This is a genomic window from Marilutibacter spongiae, from assembly GCF_014145325.1.
Lineage (GTDB): Bacteria > Pseudomonadota > Gammaproteobacteria > Xanthomonadales > Xanthomonadaceae > Marilutibacter > Marilutibacter spongiae.
Window position 1 is genome coordinate 41,651 of the sequence record NZ_JACHTF010000018.1, and the last position, 16,179, is coordinate 57,829.

Consider the following 16,179-nt stretch of genomic DNA (forward strand, 5'->3'; position numbering starts at 1 on the left):
AGGCCTTCGCCGAGTCCGTGATGCCCGCCACCGCCTACCCCGACTACCCGTTCACCCCCAAGCGCTTCGAGGTACGCCCGGGCATCGGCATGAGCTTCCTCGACGAGGGCCCGCGCGACGGCGAAGTGGTGCTCATGCTGCACGGCAATCCGTCGTGGAGTTACTACTGGCGCAAGCTGGTGTCCGGCCTGTCCGACCCGGCGACGGGCAAGGCCTACCGCTGCATCGTCCCCGACCACGTCGGCATGGGCCTGTCGGACCGGCCCGCCGACGAGGCCTATGCGTACACGTTGCAGTCGCGCATCGACGACGTCGAGACCCTGCTGCAGCACCTGGGCATCAGCGCTCCGGTGACCCTGGCCGTGCACGACTGGGGCGGCATGATCGGTTTCGGCTGGGCCCTGCCGCGCCGCGAGCGGGTGCGCCGGCTGGTCGTGCTCAATACCGCCGCCTTCCCGCTGCCGCCGGCCAAGCCCATGCCCTGGCAGCTGTCGCTGGGACGCGATTCCAGGCTGGGTGGCTTCATGATCCGCGCCCTCAACCTGTTCGCGCGGGGCGCGACCCGCCTGGGCGTCGAGCAGCGCATGCCCGCCGACGTGCGCCGCGCATTCGAGGCGCCGTACAACGGCTGGAAGCAGGCGATCAGCACCCTGCGCTTCATGCAGGACATCCCGCTGGGCGAGGGCGACCGTGCCTGGGCGCCGGTCGCCGAATCGGCGCGGGTGCTGCACGAGTACGCCGACCGGCCGGCCTTCATCGGCTGGGGCCTGCGCGACTTCGTTTTCGACCGCCATTTCCTCGACGGCTTCACCGCGGCCCTGCCGCAGGCGGAGATACACGCCTTCGAGGACGCCAACCACTACGTGCTCGAGGACAAGGCCGGCGTGCTGGTGCCGATGATCCGAGACTTCCTCGACCGCCACCCGCTCTGAGCGCGGGCAGGCGCCTCAGGCAGCCAGGGGCGCGATCGGCGCCGGCGGCTCGGTCGGCGGTTCGGTGGGTTCGGTCGGGAAGTCCCAGTCGGCCCGGGTCAGCACCGGCATTCCATGGGCCAACCGCGCCTTGTCGCACTGCGCGCTGGCCGCGCCGAACTCCCAAGAGGCCGGTACTTCGCGGCAGACGCTCGGCTTGATCGGGTGGATGCTGCAACGTGCGCGCACGCCGATCTCCGCATCGAGCGCGATGCAGCGGGGGGCCTTGGTCGAGGTGCCGCGCATGACCACGCGATGATGGTCGAACTTCTCGGTCAGCGCCTCCGGCACGGTGCCGCCGAGGGTGGGCGTGGTCTCCGCCCAGTGGAAGGAGACGCGGAAGTGGGCGCAGCAGGCGCCGCAGGTCAGGCAGGGGTGGCTCATGGCCGCCATCGCTCGGGACAGGGGAGGGGCGCGGGCCGTCCATGCGCCGCGGGGTGGCGGAATTGTGGGGGTTTCCGGGCCGCGCGCAAGTGCCGCGCCCCGATTGGCCCGACGGCGCCGCGAGCGGCGACAATGCGGCCATGACGAGTGCCCACGATCCTGCCGCCGCCGGCGGCCGAACGCCCCCCTGCAACATCGCCGCGCGACTGCCCGAACTGGCCGCACGTGCCCCGGACCAGGTCGCCATGCGCTGCCCCGGGCGGCGGGGTGCCGACGGCCTGGCGCGCTACGACCAGACCTTGACCTACCGCGAGCTGGACGGGCGCAGCGATGCCATTGGCGCCGGCCTGCAGGCACGGGGCATCGATCGCGGGACGCGCACGGTGGTGATGGTGCGGCCGTCGCCGGCGTTCTTCCTGTTGATGTTCGCCCTGTTCAAGATCGGCGCGGTCCCGGTCCTGGTCGACCCGGGCATCGATCGCCGCGCACTGCGCCAGTGCCTGGACGAAGCGGAGGCCGATGCGTTCATCGGCATCCCCCTGGCGCAGGTGGCGCGGGTCGTCCTGGGCTGGGCGAAGTCGGCGCGCATCCGCGTCACCACCGGCCGGCGCGCCGTGCTGGCCGACGCCACCCTGGCCGCGATCGAGGCGCAAGGGGCCGGCGCCGGCGCGCAGCTGGCGGCCACCGCGCCCGACGACGTGGCCGCGATCCTGTTCACCAGCGGCTCGACCGGGGTTCCCAAGGGCGTGGTCTACCGCCATCGCCACTTCGTCGCCCAGGTCGACATGCTGCGTGAGGCCTTCGGCCTGCAGCCGGGCGGGGTCGACCTGCCGACCTTTCCGCCCTTCGCCCTGTTCGATCCCGCGCTGGGCCTGACCTCCATCATCCCCGACATGGACCCCACGCGGCCCGCGCGCGCCGATCCGCGCCGGCTGCACGCCGCGATCGCGCGCTTCGGCGTCGACCAGCTGTTCGGCTCGCCCGCCCTGATGGCGGTGCTCGCCGCGCACGGCAAGGCGCTGCCGACCCTGAAGCGGGTGACCTCGGCCGGGGCGCCGGTGCCGGCCGCGGTCGTCGCCCGCATGCGCGAACTGCTGCCGGAGGACGCGCAGTTCTGGACGCCCTACGGCGCCACCGAATGCCTGCCCGTCGCGGTCATCGAAGGGCAGGAGCTGCAGGCCACGCGCGCGGCCACCGAAAGCGGCGCCGGTACCTGCGTCGGTCGGCCGGTCGCGCCCAACGAGGTGCGGATCATCCGCATCACCGACGACGCGATCCCCGACTGGTCGCGGGCGGAGGTCCTGCCTACCGGCGAGATCGGGGAGATCACCGTGGCCGGTCCGACCGCCACCGACACGTACTTCCGGCGCGATGCGCAGACCCGCCTGGCGAAGATCCGCGAGGAGGAGGGCGGGGGCGGGCGCGTGGTGCACCGGATGGGCGATGTCGGCTACTTCGACGATGCCGGCCGCCTGTGGTTCTGCGGGCGCAAGTCGCATCGCGTGGAGACCGCCAGCGGGCCGCTGTACACCGAGCAGGTCGAGCCGGTCTTCAACACCCATCCCGACGTGCGCCGTACCGCCCTGGTCGGCCTGGGCCCGCTGGGTGCGCAGCGCCCGGTGCTGTGCGTCGAACTGGCCCCCGGCGTGGCCCGCGGCGCGTGGTCCCGCGTCGAGCGCGAACTGCGCGCGATCGCGGACGCGCATCCGCGCACCGCGGCCGTCGACGCCTTCCTGCGCCACCCCGGTTTCCCCGTCGACATCCGCCACAACGCCAAGATCGGGCGCGAACGCCTGGCGCAGTGGGCGAAGGACCGGCACTGACGCAACCCGGGCCGCGCGGCGCTCCCGGCCGGCATCGCGGTCGGGTAGGCTTGTCGCGCGCCGGGAGTGGCCGGCACGCACACGGGGGAGGTGGCGATGAAGATTCTGGTGACGGGAGGCGGCGGTTTTCTCGGACAGGCCCTGTGCCGTGGACTTCGCGCGCAGGGTCACCACGTGGTCAGCTTCAACCGCGGCGAGTACCCGGCCCTGGACGCGATGCAGGTCGAGCAGTTGCGGGGCGACCTGGCCGACCGCGACGCGGTGATCGCGGCCGCCAGCGGCTGCGCGGCGGTGTTCCACAACGCGGCCAAGGCCGGCGCCTGGGGCAGCTACGAGAGCTACCACGAGGCCAACGTGATCGGCACCGACAACGTCATCGCGGCGTGTCGCGTGCACGGCATCGACCGCCTGGTCTACACCTCCACGCCAAGCGTGACCCATCGCGCCACCCACCCCGTCGAGGGCGGCACCGCCGAGACCGTGCCCTACGGCCGCGACCTCAAGGCGCCGTACGCGTCGACCAAGCTGCTCGCCGAGCAGGCCGTGCTCGCGGCCAATTCCAGCACCCTCGCCACCGTCGCCCTGCGCCCGCGGCTGATCTGGGGCGTGGGCGACAACCAGCTGCTGCCGCGCCTGGCCGAACGCGCGCGCGCCGGGCGGCTGCGTTTCGTCGGCGGCGGCCACAACCGCATCGACACCACCTACGTGGACAACGCGGCGCAGGCGCACTTCGATGCCTTCGAGCACCTCGCCGTCGGCAGCGCCTGCGCCGGTCGCGCCTACTTCATCAGCAACGGCGAGCCCCGCGAGATGCGCGATATCGTCAACGCGTTGCTCGATGCGGCGGGCGCGCCGACCGTGCACGGCTCGTTGCCCTTCGGCGTGGCGTACGCCATCGGCGCCGCCTGCGAGGGCCTGTGGCCCCTGCTCAACCTCAAGGGCGAGCCGCCGATGACGCGGTTCCTGGCCGAGCAACTGGCGACCACGCACTGGTACGACATGGCGCCGGCGCGCCGCGACTTCGGCTACGTACCGCGGGTGTCCATTGACGAGGGACTCACAAGGCTGAAGGCCGACTGGCTGGAGCGGGCGGCGCTCACGTCGCGGTGATGCGCCTGCGGCAATGCTGTTTCCAGTGCCAATCGGGCACCTGACCGGAAACGCCCACATGCTTCACTACGCCATCATCTTCCTGGTAGTCGCCCTGATCGCGGCCGTGCTCGGCTTCACCGGCATCGCCGGTGCCGCCAGCAACATCGCCTGGATCCTGTTCGTCGTCTTCCTGATCCTCGCGATCGTGTCGTTCTTCCGCAAGAAGGTCTGACGCGGCGGCGCGACGGACGGCGCGGCGCGGCTACAATGCCGCATGGCCCCGAAGACCCCCTCCGCGCTGTCCGCATTGAAGCCGCTCGCCGGGCGAGCGCTCGAGTCCGCCCTCAACCGCGCGCTCGAGCTCGATCCCGACACCCGCGAGGGCCTGCAGGCCCTTGACGGTCGCCGCGTCGCCCTCCACCTCGCCACGCCGCCACTGGCGTTGCAGGTGGTCGTCGACGGCAGGCGCCTCTCGGTCGGCCCGGTGGACGAGGCCGGGTCGGCCGATCTCTCCGTTCGCGGTACCCTGGGTGGCCTGATCGCCCAGCTGCCGTTCCTGCGCAACGACGACGCACCGCCGGTGGGGCGCATGCGCATCGAAGGCGACGCCGACCTCGCGCGCCGCCTGCAGCGCCTGGCCGAACGCTTCGATCCCGACTGGCAGCAGCCCTTCGTCGCCGTGTTCGGCGAGGTGGTCGGCGTCCAGGTCGCCCAGGCGGTCGCCGCCGCGTTGCGCCATGCGCGTTCGGCCGGCAGCGCCCTGGCCGCGACCACGGCCGAGTACCTGACCGAGGAATCGCGAGACGTGGTCGGGCGCGACGAACTCAACGCCTTCCACGACGACGTCGACACCGTGCGCGACGACGTCGAACGCCTCGCCTCGCGCGTGGGACGCCTGCGCCAGGCGGCGTCCGGAGACACTGCATGAAGTCGGCGCTGCGGGCCTGGCGCATCGGCCGCGTCCTGTTGCGCTACCGGCTCGACGACCTCCTCGACGGCACCCCCGCCGAGCGCTGGCTGAAGCTCGCCCGGCCCTTCGTGCCGAGCGCGAGCGACGCGATCGCGGCGGAGTCGCGCGGCGCGCGCCTGCGCATGGCACTGCAGGACCTGGGGCCGATCTTCGTCAAGTTCGGCCAGATCCTCTCCACCCGGCGCGACCTGGTGCCGCCGGACGTGGCCGACGAACTGTCTGCGCTGCAGGATCGTGTCGCGCCCTTCGACGGCGAGCGTGCCCGCGCCATCGTCGAGGAAGCGCTCGAGCGCCCGGTGGCGGAGGCCTTCTCCAGCTTCGACACCGTACCGCTGGCCTCGGCCTCGATCGCCCAGGTCCATGCCGCGACCCTGCCCGCCGTCGACGGCCAGCCCGGTCGCGAGGTGGTGGTCAAGGTGCTCAGGCCCGGGATCGAGAAGCAGATCGCCGGCGACATCGCCCTGCTGGGCGCGGTCGCCGCGCTGGTCGAGCGCACCCATCCCAATGCCGACAAGATCCGCCCGCGGGCGATCGTCGACGAAGTCCAGAACACCCTGGCCGCCGAGCTCGACCTGCAGCGCGAGGGCGCCAATGCCAGCGTGCTGCGGCGCAACTGGCTCGGCAGCGACGACCTCTACGTCCCCGAGGTGATCTGGTCGCACACCGCCGAACGCGCGCTGACCCTCGAGCGCGTGCATGGGATCCCCTCCGACGACGTCCGCGCGCTCGACGCCGCCGGCATCGACCGCAAGGCCCTGGCGGCCAAGGGCGTGCGGGTGTTCTACACCCAGGTGTTCCGCGACAACTTCTTCCACGCCGACGCGCATGCCGGCAACATCTGGGTCGACAGCGACCCGGCGCGCCGCGACAACCCGCGCTTCATCGCGCTGGACTTCGGGATCATGGGCCAGCTCTCGGACGAGGACCAGTACTACCTGGCCGAGAACTTCATGGCGATCTTCAACCAGGATTACCGCCGCATCGCCGAGTTGCACGTGCAGGCCGGCTGGATGCCCTCGACGATCCGCATCGACGAGCTGGAGGCGGCCGCGCGCTCGGTCTGCGAGCCCTACTTCACCCGGCCGCTCAGCGAGATCTCGCTGGCCGAGGTGCTGCTGAAGCTGTTCCGCGTCGCCCAGCGCTACGAGCTGACCTTGCAGCCGCAGCTGATCCTGCTGCAGAAGACCCTGCTCAACATCGAGGGCGTGGGGCGCCTGCTCGACCCGCGACTGGACATCTGGGCGGTCGCGCGCCCGGTGCTGCAGAAGATCCTGGTCGAGCGCTACAGCCCGGCACGGCTGGCGCGCGAGTTCCGCAAGCGCCTGCCCGAGCTGGTCACCCGCGCGCCGGAGATGCCGCGCCTGCTGCATGCCTGGCTGCAGCAGCAGGTCGAGGGCACGCACAGCCTGAACATGCGCTCGCGCGACCTGGCCGAGCTCACCCGCGCGGTGAAGGATCTGCAGCGACGTACCGTCGCCGCCCTGCTGGGCACGGGCCTGCTGATCGTGGCGGTGATGCTCTATGCGATGGAGGCCGGCGGTCCGACCGTGCTGTCGGTGCCGGCGTCGAGTTGGGTCGCGGGGCTCGGGGGCGTCTGGGCCCTGCTGGCCGCCTGGCCGCGTCGTCGCGGCTGAGGCGGCGCGACACGGGCGCTGTCAGCGCGCGTCCTCCCGCGCTGGCGCGGCCACGCCGCCGCCGCCGAAATCGCCGGCACTGAACACGCTCAGCGCATCGGGGTCGAGATGGCGCCGGATGGCCGCGTTGACTTCGTCTACGGTCAGGGCCTGCAGGCGCGCGTCCAAGCGCGCCGACCAGGCCATCGTGCGACCCAGGTACAGGTTGCGGCCCAGTATGCCCACCAGGTTGCCGTCCGCGGCCAGGGCCTGTTCGCGCTCCACGCGCAGGGCCTGGACCGTGTCCTTGAGCTCGTCGGCGGTGATGCCGTCGCGCACCAGGCGCTGCAGTTCTTCCCGGATGCCGGCCTCGAGGCGATCGACGTTGCCGGGCGCGGCGCTGGCCTGGATGACCAGGTAGCCGGCATCGTCGCGGCCCTCGATGCTGGCATCCGCGCGCAGGCCGCTGCCGATGCCGTACGTCAGCCCGTCCTGCTGGCGCAGGCGGTCGCCCAACCGCGCCTTGAGCGGATCGCCGCCCAGGACCTGGTTGGCGACCAGCAGGGCCGGGTACTCGGCGTCGTCCTCGTTGAGCGACAGGTTGCTGCGCGCCACCAGCACGGCATTGGCCTTGTCGGGGGTCTGCAGGCGTTCGTCGGCCGGGCCGACCCGGGTGAAGCGGGTGGCGATGGGCGCGTAGGGATGGGGCGAGGTCCAGCCGACGAACAGGCGTTCGAGCTCGGCTTTCATCGCCACCGGGTCGAAGTCGCCGACGACGGCGATCTCGCCTTCGCCGGTGCCGTAGAAGTCGCGGTGGAAGGCCTTGAGTTCGTCCAGCGTGGCGGCGCGGATCATCGCCAGCGATTCGGCGGTCGACTGCTGGTGCAGCGGATGGCCCTCGGGCCAGGGATCGAAGTGCGCGGCCAGCGCATTGGAGGCCACCGGGCCGGGTTCCTTCAGCGAGGCCTCCAGGCCGGTGATCGCCTGCAGGCGGAACTGCTCGAACTCGCGTTCGGGGAAGGCCGGGTGGCGCAGGATGTCGGCGGCCAGCGCCAGGGCCTCGCCGACGGTGTCGCGCCGCGACTGCAGGGTCAGGCCGGCCGACTGCAGGCCGCCGCTGACGCCGCCGGTCGTGCGCAGCGCCTCGAACCTGTCGGCGATCTCCTGTCGGCTAAGGCGGGTGCTGCCGCGCATGAGCATGGCGCCTGCCAGCGCACCCACCTCGCGGCCGCGCAGGCTGGTGGCATCGCCGTAGCGGAAGGTCGCGTTGACCGTGACGACATCGCCGCGGGTGTCCTTGGGCAGCAGCGACACCTTCAGGCCCTCGCCGAGGGTGAAGGTCTCGGTGCGCGCATCGATCCGCGCGGGCGTGGGATCGAAGGTCTCGCCAGCGTCGATCGCCTGCCTGCCGACGTAGCCGGCCAGGCGTTCGGCCGCGGTCGGTGCCTCAGGGATGTCGGCGCGATCGGGCGCGTCGGTCGGTACGAAGCGCGCCAGCGTGCGGTTGCTGCGCTTGAAGTATGCGCGGGCGACGCGGTTGACGTCGTCGGCGTCGACCGCGGCGATGCTGTCGCGGCGCAGGAAGTACAGTCGCCAGTCGCCGGCGGCGACCGACTCAGTGAGGGCCATCGCCACCGCGTTGACGTTGTTGAAGTTCTGCTCGTAGCCATTGGCGATGCGCTGCCTGGCCCGTGCGACCTCCTCCTCGGTGACCGGATGGCGGGCGATGTCCTCGACCTGTGCCAGCAACGTGGCCTCGGCCTTGTCGATGTCGGTGTCGCGGGGCGCCACCAGCAGCACCGCTGCCAGCCCGCTGTCGCGCAGGGTGTCGAGGCTGGTGCCGGTCCCGGCGGCCAGGTGGCCGTCGACCAGGGCCTCGTGCAGGCGTCCGCCCGGCGTGTCGCCGAGGACGTCCATCAGCACGGCGAGCGCGGCGCTGTCGGGGTGGGTCGCGGCGGGCACGTGGTAGCCGGCGGCGACCAGGCGCATGTCGCCGCTGCGGCGCACGGTCACCTCGCGCTCTCCGTCCTGGGTGGAATCGGCGGTCCAGGCGACCGGCAAGGGCGCGGCCGGCCGCGGGATGCCTGCGAACCGCGCCTTCACCCGCGCCAGCGTCGCGGCCGGGTCGATGCGGCCGGCGACGATCACGGTGGCGTTGTCGGGGCGGTACCAGCGCTTGTAGAAGGCCTGCAGGCGTTCGATCGGCACGTGCTCGACGTCGGCGCGCGCGCCGATCGTGGAGTGGCCGTAGTTGTGCCACAGGAACGCGGTCGAGCGCAGGCGCTGGAACATCACCGCACCGGGGTTGTTCTCGCCGCGTTCCATCTCGTTGCGGACCACGGTCATCTCGCTGTCGAGGTCGGCGCGGGCGATGTTGGAATTGACCATGCGGTCGGCCTCCAGCCCCAGCAGCCAGTCCAGGGTGGCATCGTTCGCGGGGAACGAGCCGTAGTAGTTGGTGCGGTCGAGCGAGGTGGTGGCGTTCTTCTCGATGCCGCGCCGCTTCATCTGCGCGGGGATGTCGGCGTGGTCGGGCGTGCCCTTGAACATCAGGTGCTCGAGCAGGTGCGCCATGCCGGTCTCGCCGTAGTTCTCGTTCACCGAGCCCACGCCGTAGGCGATGTTCACCGTCACCGTGGGCTTGCTGGCGTCGGGGAACAGCAGCACCCGCAGGCCGTTGTCGAGGCGGTATTCGCAGATGCCCTCCACGCAGGGACCGGCCGCGACGCCGCGCGGCGGCGCCACCGGCTGCGCCAGTGCGGGGATGGCATGCAGCGGCAGCAGGCAGGCGAGCGCAAGACCCAGCAGGGGCGTGGGGGCGCTTGGGCGGGTGCGGGGGCGGCGGATCGGCATTCGGGTTCCTTGTCGATGGCGTCGGGCGGGCGGACCGGCGGTGGCCGTGACGGCCACCGCCGGGGACAATAGACCACGCCCGCCCACGATCGTGCCGACGAGACCTGCTCCCCGATGAACGAGACGCCGACGCCGCCCGCGGCCGATGCGCTGCACCTGCACGTGCTGCATGCCGACGATGCGCTGGCCGTGGTCGACAAGCCGGCGGGCCTGATGGTCCACGACAGCGCGCTGGCCCGGGGCGAAAGCGACTTCGCCGCCGACCGCCTGCGCGCGCAGTTCGGCCGTCCGGTGTTCATGGTGCATCGCCTGGATCGCGCCACCAGTGGCTGCCTGTTGCTGGCCTTCGACCGCGACACCGCTTCGGCGCTGGGCCGGGTGATGATGTCGCGCGAGGTGGAAAAGACCTACTGGGCGATCTGCCGCGGTTGGCCCGCCGAGGCCTTCGAGGTGGACCACCCGCTCGACGGCGGTCCGGGCAAACCGGTCAAGAAACCGGCGCTGACCCGTTTCCGCCGGCTGGCCACCGCCGAGTTGGAGGTACCCTCCGCGGGCTTCCCGACCTCGCGCTACGCCCTGCTCGAGGCCACCCTGGAGACCGGCCGCTACCGGCAGATCCGGCGCCATCTCAAGCACGACTTCCACCACCTGGTCGGCGACACCAGCCATGGCGACGGCCGCCACAACCGCCAGTTCCGGATGATGGGCATCCACCGGATGCTGCTGCATGCGCGCCGCCTGGCCTTCACCCATCCCGGCAGCGGCCGGCGGATCGAGGTGCGGGCGCCCTTCGATAGCCAGTTCGCCAGGGCCCTGGCCCTGTTCGGCGAGTTGCCGGACTGAGCCGCTCCCTCGCGTTGGTCGGCGTTGCCTCCCGTTCGCACTACAATCGGCGCAGTTTCCCGCCTCCGCCGATACCGATGTCCCTGGTCGTCGCCCACATCGCGATCCCCGATGCCGAACTGGTCGAGCGCTTCGTGCGTTCGGCCGGCCCGGGCGGGCAGAACGTCAACAAGGTGGCCACCGCGGTGGAACTGCGCTTCGACGTCGCCGGGTCGCCGTCCCTGCCCGAGCCGGTGCGCGAGCGCCTGCTCGCCCGCCGCGACCGCCGGGTCACGGGGGAGGGGGTGCTGGTGATCAGCGCCCAGCGTTTCCGCACCCAGGAGCGTAACCGCGAGGATGCCCGCGAGCGCCTGGCGCACTTCATCGAGGCCGGCCTGCACGTGCCCAAGACCCGCATCGCCACCCGTCCCAGCCGAGGTGCGCGCGAGCGCCGGCTCGGCGAGAAGAAGCAGCGGAGTACCATCAAGCGCGGCCGCTCGCCGCAGAACTGGGAGTAGGCCTTGGCCGACGATCAACCGCTCTTGCCCGAGATCCCGCCGTCGATGCCGCGGGTCAAGCCCAACCGCTTCACCCGCTGGCTGGGCCGCAGCGTGCTGCGCCTGGGCGGCTGGCACGTGTCCGGGCCGATTCCCGACATCCCGAAGGCGGTGGTGATCGCCGCGCCGCATTCCTCGAACTGGGACGGGATCTGGGGCTTCGCGGCGAAACTGGCGCTGGGCCTGGAAGTGCGCGTGCTCGGCAAGCACCAGCTGTTCTGGTGGCCGTTGGGGCCCCTGCTGCGTCGCCTGGGGGGCATCCCGATCAACCGGGCGCAGCCGCGCGGCATGATCGAACAGGCGGTCGACATGATCCGCAGGGCCGATCGCATGTGGTTCGTCATTGCGCCGGAAGGCACCCGCAAGCCGGTCGAGAAGTGGAAGACCGGCTTCCTCAAGATCGCCCGCGCCGCCGAGGTGCCGGTCATGGCCGCCTACTTCCACTATCCCGAGCGCACCATCGGCATCGGCCACCTGTTCCACCTCGGCGACGACCTGGACGCCGACATGGCGCGCGTGCGCGAGTGGTACCGGCCCTGGATCGGCAGGAACCGCGGCACGATCTGACCCGGGGCGGCCATGCTGGCCGCGATAGGCCCCCCGCCTGCGACGCGTCGCAGGCGCCCGTAGCGCCGTCCATCCGCCGGAAACCACCGCCGCGACGGGCCGCCGAACGGTCGGCGTATCCAGAGCGATTCGTGGCATGTTTCTTGCGTCACGTTTCCTGCATGGCCAGCGGGCGCCGCACCGGCGCCGGCGGGTATGCGGGGAGGCTGCGATGCAGGCAGTTCATGACAGGGAAACCTTGGCCGGCAGGGCGACACGCCCGGTCGAGGCACGTCGTGGGAAGGGATAGGGAATGTCTACGATGTCGCAGTCCGTGCTCGCCCTGGGACCCAACGCGCTGCTCAGCGCGCTCGGCCTGTGGCGCGGGCCCCAGCAGGTGGAACCGACCCCGGCCGAGGACTGGCGCCAGGCGCGCGTGGACGTGGTCATCCATGTCGACCGCCACCAGCCCGACATCACCTTCTGCCTGGCCTCGCTGCTGGCCCAGACCCATCCGCTGGGGCGCGTGCTGCTGATCGACGACGGCGGCGCCGATCGCGACCACAGCGTGCAGATTGCCCGCGAATTCGCCCGTGCCAACGGCCTGTCGCTGGTGGCCATCGAACGCATGTGGACCATCGGCAAGGGCGCGACGCTGAAGCGCCAGGCGCGCGAGCTCGATGGCGACGTGATGTTCGTGCTCGACGGCAACGTCGTGCTCGAGTCGCCCGACTACATCGCCCGCTGCGTGGAAAAACTGTACGAGGGTGCCGGTACCGCCAGCGTGCGCGGCCTGCACCGGCCGAGCCGGATGGCCGATCGCGCGCGCTGGTCGGCGTCGCCGCAGTTCCGCGCATGGCTGGACGGCGACGAGCATGTCGATCCGCGCCGCCCCCGAGACCGCTGGAGCGGCGTGTGGGGCTGGTTCAACGACACCTGCCGCGAGTGCATCGGCATCTTCCAGCAGCGTTTCCTCGACCGCGGCCAGATGGCGCTGTTCGGCAGCGTCGGCGCACCCGCCTTCACCGCCACGGCTTACCGGCGGCGCTACCTGAAGGACGTCTTCGACCGCTACGAACCGATGTACGGCGACGGCCTGACCCGCCGGCCGGAACTCTTCGTCGCCCTGGCCCTGTGCAACGAGGGCTACCACAACAGCCAGTTGCCCGACGTGGTCGCGCACGCGCCGGGCGCGGGCCTGCACGCGCTGGCCCGCGAGCACCACCACATCTCGTCGGCCTTCATGCAGAGCTGCCACGCCTTCGATGCCCTGTTGCGCACGCCCCTCAAATGGCCGCGGCGCTGGTGGCGCCAGCGAAGCCGCGCCGCGCGCCTGCGCGAGGACGACATGCGCAACGCCCGGCGCGTGGTGGAGGCCTATCGCCAGCCGTTCGGCGAACGCCTGACCCACCAGCAGGGACGTCCCGTCGGCTGGGCCCTGTTCTTCGGCGCGCTGGAGAAGGTGCTCGTGCCCTTGCTGGTGCTGGCCCTGGCCTGCATGGCCGCGTGGTCCTGGCTCGCCGCCCTGTTGCTGGTCGATGCCTTGCTGTGGCTGGCGGCGCTCGCCCTGGTCAGCCGGCCGGGCGAGCGACTGCGCATGCTCGGCAAGGGCGTGGTCGCCCTGCCGATGCGGCATGGCCTGCTGTGGACCGAGCTGTTCACCGTGCTGGCGTCGTTGCGGCGCTGGCCCGGGCGCGCGCTGCGCCGCGCCGCCGCCTGACCGCTTGCCGGGCGGGCCTCAGCGCTCGGAAGGCCCGGTGTCGTAGTAGTCGCCGCGCACGAACAGGTCGGGCTTGATCAGCTCGCTGAACGCGCGGGCCTGCGGGCTCAGGTACTTGCCCTTGCGCACCACCACGCCGTAGCTGCGGTCGGGGAAGTACCCGGCCAGCGAGCGCGCGGCCAGGCGCTCGTGGTCGGTCTCGGTCAGGCAGATCGCGGTCACGATGCTGATGCCCAGGCCCATGGCCACGTACTGCTTGATGATCTCCCAGCCACCCACTTCCAGAGCGACCGTGTAGGGCACCCGGTTGCGCTGGAAGACCAGGTCGACCATGCGGTATGTCGTCAGTCGCTGGGGCGGCAGGATCAGGCCGTAGGGCGAGAGGTCCTGCAGCGACAGGTCCGGCTTGTCCGCCAACGGATGGTCGGGCGGGGTGATCAGCATCGGCTCGAAGCGGTAGACCGGGGCGTAGTCCAGGTCGGCAGGCACGTCGAGCATCGAGCCGACCGCCATGTCGACGTCGTCGGAGCGCAGCAGGTCCAGGCCGCTCGCGCCGGTCACGTTGTGCAGGGTCAGGCGCACCTCCGGGTGCTCGGCCTTGAAACGCTCCACGATCCGCGGCAGCAGGTAGAGGATCGTCGAGGTGCCCGCGGCGACGTTCAGCTCGCCCCCGTCGAGGCCACGGATCCGTTCGCGGAACGCCCCCTCGATGCCGTCCAGGCCCTCGACCAGCGGGCGCGCCAGTTCGTACAGGGCCTCGCCCTCGCGGGTCATCACCAGCCGCCGCCCGCTGCGTTCGAGCAGCTTGACGCCGATATCCCGCTCCAGCGCCTGCAGCTGCAGGGTGACCGCCGGCTGGCTGAGATACAGCGCCTCAGCCGCCCGTGAGACCGAGCCCAGACGGGCGGTCTGGCAGAACGCGCGCAAGGGTTTGAGGCGGTCGCCCTTGTAGGCAAAGCGCGGTGCGGCGGGCTTCATGGGCGTGATGGAACACCGTATTAGGTTTGCTTATGTATTGCATTGCAAAAACTTGATTGTCAAATACCAGACCTCGCCGCATGGTGCAGTGCAAGGCCAGAACACGGGTCCCCGGCCTGGACCACCCGCAGAAACCGCCCCGTGGGGGCGTATCGCAGGAGACGCACGATGTCGGCAGTGATGGCAGAACAGCACGACCCCCGCCATGGCTCGCGGAACGGTCCGCAGGTGCCCGAGGGCGTGGAGATCAAGGCCCCGGCGGGCCCGCACGGGCAGGACCCGATCCTGGCCCCGGACGCCCTGGCCCTGCTGGCCGACCTGCACCGCCGGTTCGAGCCGCGCCGCCAGCAGCGCCTGGCCGCCCGCCGCGAGCGCCAGGCCTTCTACGATGCCGGCGGCCTGCCGGACTTCCGCGCCGACACCGTCGCGCTGCGCAATGCGGACTGGCGCGTCGCCCCGCTGCCGGCCGCCCTGCTCGATCGCCGGGTGGAGATCACCGGCCCGGTCGATCCGAAGATGGTCATCAACGCGCTCAACTCCGGCGCGAACTGCTACATGGCGGACTTCGAGGACAGCACCGCGCCGACCTGGGACAACCTCCTCGTCGGCCAGCGCGCCCTGCGCGACGCGGTCGCCGGCACGCTGTCGTTCACCAGCGAGGCCGGCAAGGCCTACGCGCTCAAGCCCTTCGCCGAACAGGCGGTGCTGATGGTGCGCCCGCGCGGCTGGCACCTGGACGAAAAGCACCTGCGCGTCGACGGCGCGCCGATATCCGGCAGCCTGTTCGATGCCGCCCTGTTCTGTTTCCACAATGCGGACGTGCTCGCCGCGAAGGACCGCGGGCCCTACCTGTACCTGCCCAAGCTGCAGTCCATGGAGGAAGCGCAGCTGTGGGAGGACGTGCTCGGGCACGTCGAGCACGTCCTGGGCCTGGACGCGGGCCGGATCAAGGTCACCGTGCTGATCGAGACGCTGCCGGCGGTGTTCGAGATGGACGAGATCCTGCACGCGCTGCGCGGCCGCATCGCCGGCCTGAACTGCGGGCGCTGGGACTACGTGTTCTCGTACATCAAGACCTTCCGCGCGCACCGCGACCGGGTCCTGCCCGAGCGCGGCCAGGTCACCATGACCCAGCCGTTCCTGCGCGCCTATTCCGAACTGCTGATCCAGACCTGCCACCGCCGCGGCGCCCATGCGATGGGCGGCATGGCCGCGCAGATCCCGATCGGCGGCGACGAGCAGGCCAACGCGGTCGCGCTGGGGAAGGTCCGCGCCGACAAGCTGCGCGAGGTCACCGCCGGCCACGACGGCACCTGGGTCGCGCACCCGGCGCTGATCCCGCTGGCGCGCGAGGTCTTCGACGAGCGCATGCCCGGCAAGCATCAGCAGGACGTGCTGCGGGCCGAAGTCACCGTCACCCGCGACGATCTCATCAAGCCCTCGCTGGGGACCATCACCCGCGCCGGTTTCGAGGGCAACGTCGAGGTCTGCGTGCGCTACCTCGCGGCCTGGCTCGACGGCAATGGCTGCGTGCCGATCCACCACCTGATGGAAGACGCCGCCACCGCGGAGATCGCGCGAGCCCAGCTGTGGTCGTGGCTGCACCACACGCGCCTGCCGATCGGCCAGGTGCCGCCGGGCGAGGGCCTGCACCTGGACGACGGCACGCCCGTCGACTTCGCCCTGCTCGAACGCGCCTTCATCGGCCTGCCGGCCCGCCTGGGAGATCGCGCCCGCCTGCCCGGCGGCAGTCGCATCAACGAGGCGATCGGCGTGCTCGACCGCCTCACCCACGCCGACACCCTCGAGGACTTCCTCACCCTGCCGGCCTACGCCCGCCTGGACTGAGG

At 71.5% G+C, this 16,179-nt stretch carries 14 protein-coding genes; 11 read left to right on the forward strand and 3 right to left on the reverse strand.

The window, feature by feature from the left end:
• Positions 1-20 precede the first annotated feature (20 nt).
• Entirely contained in the window at positions 21-932 is a 912-nt protein-coding gene (locus H4F98_RS14345; protein ID WP_182688526.1) for an alpha/beta fold hydrolase, read from the forward strand.
• A 15-nt stretch (positions 933-947) separates the two neighbouring features.
• Here H4F98_RS14345 and H4F98_RS14350 read toward each other — a convergent pair whose 3' ends face one another.
• On the reverse strand, positions 948-1,355 hold the full coding sequence (locus H4F98_RS14350) for a YkgJ family cysteine cluster protein (protein ID WP_182688527.1): 408 nt from the start codon (positions 1,353-1,355) through the stop codon (positions 948-950).
• Positions 1,356-1,495: 140 nt separating this feature from the next.
• Here H4F98_RS14350 and oleC point away from each other — a divergent pair, with 140 nt between their 5' ends.
• From oleC to ubiB, 5 genes are all read left to right on the forward strand, one after another.
• Positions 1,496-3,178 carry an olefin beta-lactone synthetase gene (gene oleC, locus H4F98_RS14355; protein ID WP_182688528.1) on the forward strand — a complete coding sequence of 561 codons (1,683 nt, stop codon included), beginning with the start codon at positions 1,496-1,498 and terminating at the stop codon, positions 3,176-3,178.
• A gap of 96 nt (positions 3,179-3,274) precedes the next feature.
• The gene (gene oleD / locus H4F98_RS14360) at positions 3,275-4,288 is read left to right on the forward strand and encodes a 2-alkyl-3-oxoalkanoate reductase (RefSeq protein WP_182688529.1); all 1,014 of its coding nucleotides are present in this window, start codon (positions 3,275-3,277) and stop codon (positions 4,286-4,288) included.
• A 58-nt stretch (positions 4,289-4,346) separates the two neighbouring features.
• Positions 4,347-4,502, forward strand: a complete 156-nt coding sequence (locus H4F98_RS14365) for a DUF1328 domain-containing protein (RefSeq protein WP_182688530.1) — start codon at positions 4,347-4,349, stop codon at positions 4,500-4,502.
• A gap of 42 nt (positions 4,503-4,544) precedes the next feature.
• A complete protein-coding gene (locus tag H4F98_RS14370) occupies positions 4,545-5,198 on the forward strand; it encodes a ubiquinone biosynthesis accessory factor UbiJ (protein WP_182688531.1) in 654 nt (217 codons plus the stop codon).
• Entirely contained in the window at positions 5,195-6,874 is a 1,680-nt protein-coding gene (gene ubiB, locus H4F98_RS14375; RefSeq protein WP_182688532.1) for a ubiquinone biosynthesis regulatory protein kinase UbiB, read from the forward strand. Before H4F98_RS14370 ends, ubiB begins: the two co-directional genes overlap by 4 nt.
• Before the next feature lie 21 nt (positions 6,875-6,895).
• Here ubiB and H4F98_RS14380 read toward each other — a convergent pair whose 3' ends face one another.
• Complete coding sequence (locus H4F98_RS14380; protein ID WP_182688533.1) at positions 6,896-9,706, reverse strand: M16 family metallopeptidase; 2,811 nt, start codon at positions 9,704-9,706, stop codon at positions 6,896-6,898.
• Between the two features lie 114 nt (positions 9,707-9,820).
• Between H4F98_RS14380 and H4F98_RS14385 the strand changes: the two genes are divergently transcribed.
• The 4 genes from H4F98_RS14385 to H4F98_RS14400 all read left to right on the forward strand — a co-directional run bounded on the left by H4F98_RS14385 (position 9,821) and on the right by H4F98_RS14400 (position 13,351).
• On the forward strand, positions 9,821-10,549 hold the full coding sequence (locus tag H4F98_RS14385; protein WP_182688534.1) for a pseudouridine synthase: 729 nt from the start codon (positions 9,821-9,823) through the stop codon (positions 10,547-10,549).
• Positions 10,550-10,626: 77 nt separating this feature from the next.
• A complete protein-coding gene (arfB, locus tag H4F98_RS14390; protein ID WP_182688535.1) occupies positions 10,627-11,046 on the forward strand; it encodes an alternative ribosome rescue aminoacyl-tRNA hydrolase ArfB in 420 nt (139 codons plus the stop codon).
• A gap of 3 nt (positions 11,047-11,049) precedes the next feature.
• Positions 11,050-11,652: a lysophospholipid acyltransferase family protein gene (locus tag H4F98_RS14395; RefSeq protein WP_281368153.1), complete on the forward strand. Its 603-nt coding sequence runs from the start codon at positions 11,050-11,052 to the stop codon at positions 11,650-11,652.
• A gap of 292 nt (positions 11,653-11,944) precedes the next feature.
• Complete coding sequence (locus H4F98_RS14400) at positions 11,945-13,351, forward strand: glycosyltransferase (protein ID WP_182688536.1); 1,407 nt, start codon at positions 11,945-11,947, stop codon at positions 13,349-13,351.
• An 18-nt stretch (positions 13,352-13,369) separates the two neighbouring features.
• Here the strand turns inward: H4F98_RS14400 and H4F98_RS14405 are convergent, their stop codons facing one another.
• Complete coding sequence (locus H4F98_RS14405) at positions 13,370-14,329, reverse strand: LysR family transcriptional regulator (RefSeq protein ID WP_182688537.1); 960 nt, start codon at positions 14,327-14,329, stop codon at positions 13,370-13,372.
• Positions 14,330-14,497: 168 nt separating this feature from the next.
• On the opposite strand from H4F98_RS14405, the gene aceB reads away from it, so the two are divergent.
• Entirely contained in the window at positions 14,498-16,177 is a 1,680-nt protein-coding gene (gene aceB, locus H4F98_RS14410; RefSeq protein WP_246373242.1) for a malate synthase A, read from the forward strand.
• Positions 16,178-16,179 lie beyond the last annotated feature (2 nt).

What these genes read in the sequence shown, in the direction of transcription:
- H4F98_RS14400 (WP_182688536.1), top strand. Translation starts at nt 11,945, where the DNA reads ATGTCTACGATGTCGCAGTCCGTGCTCGCCCTGGGACCCAACGCGCTG.
- H4F98_RS14365 (WP_182688530.1), top strand. Translation starts at nt 4,347, where the DNA reads ATGCTTCACTACGCCATCATCTTCCTGGTAGTCGCCCTGATCGCGGCC.
- H4F98_RS14350 (WP_182688527.1), bottom strand. Translation starts at nt 1,355, where the DNA reads ATGAGCCACCCCTGCCTGACCTGCGGCGCCTGCTGCGCCCACTTCCGC.
- ubiB (WP_182688532.1), top strand. Translation starts at nt 5,195, where the DNA reads ATGAAGTCGGCGCTGCGGGCCTGGCGCATCGGCCGCGTCCTGTTGCGC.
- H4F98_RS14380 (WP_182688533.1), bottom strand. Translation starts at nt 9,706, where the DNA reads ATGCCGATCCGCCGCCCCCGCACCCGCCCAAGCGCCCCCACGCCCCTG.
- H4F98_RS14385 (WP_182688534.1), top strand. Translation starts at nt 9,821, where the DNA reads ATGAACGAGACGCCGACGCCGCCCGCGGCCGATGCGCTGCACCTGCAC.
- H4F98_RS14405 (WP_182688537.1), bottom strand. Translation starts at nt 14,329, where the DNA reads ATGAAGCCCGCCGCACCGCGCTTTGCCTACAAGGGCGACCGCCTCAAA.
- oleD (WP_182688529.1), top strand. Translation starts at nt 3,275, where the DNA reads ATGAAGATTCTGGTGACGGGAGGCGGCGGTTTTCTCGGACAGGCCCTG.
- H4F98_RS14370 (WP_182688531.1), top strand. Translation starts at nt 4,545, where the DNA reads ATGGCCCCGAAGACCCCCTCCGCGCTGTCCGCATTGAAGCCGCTCGCC.
- H4F98_RS14345 (WP_182688526.1), top strand. Translation starts at nt 21, where the DNA reads ATGCCCGCCACCGCCTACCCCGACTACCCGTTCACCCCCAAGCGCTTC.
- aceB (WP_246373242.1), top strand. Translation starts at nt 14,498, where the DNA reads ATGTCGGCAGTGATGGCAGAACAGCACGACCCCCGCCATGGCTCGCGG.
- arfB (WP_182688535.1), top strand. Translation starts at nt 10,627, where the DNA reads ATGTCCCTGGTCGTCGCCCACATCGCGATCCCCGATGCCGAACTGGTC.
- oleC (WP_182688528.1), top strand. Translation starts at nt 1,496, where the DNA reads ATGACGAGTGCCCACGATCCTGCCGCCGCCGGCGGCCGAACGCCCCCC.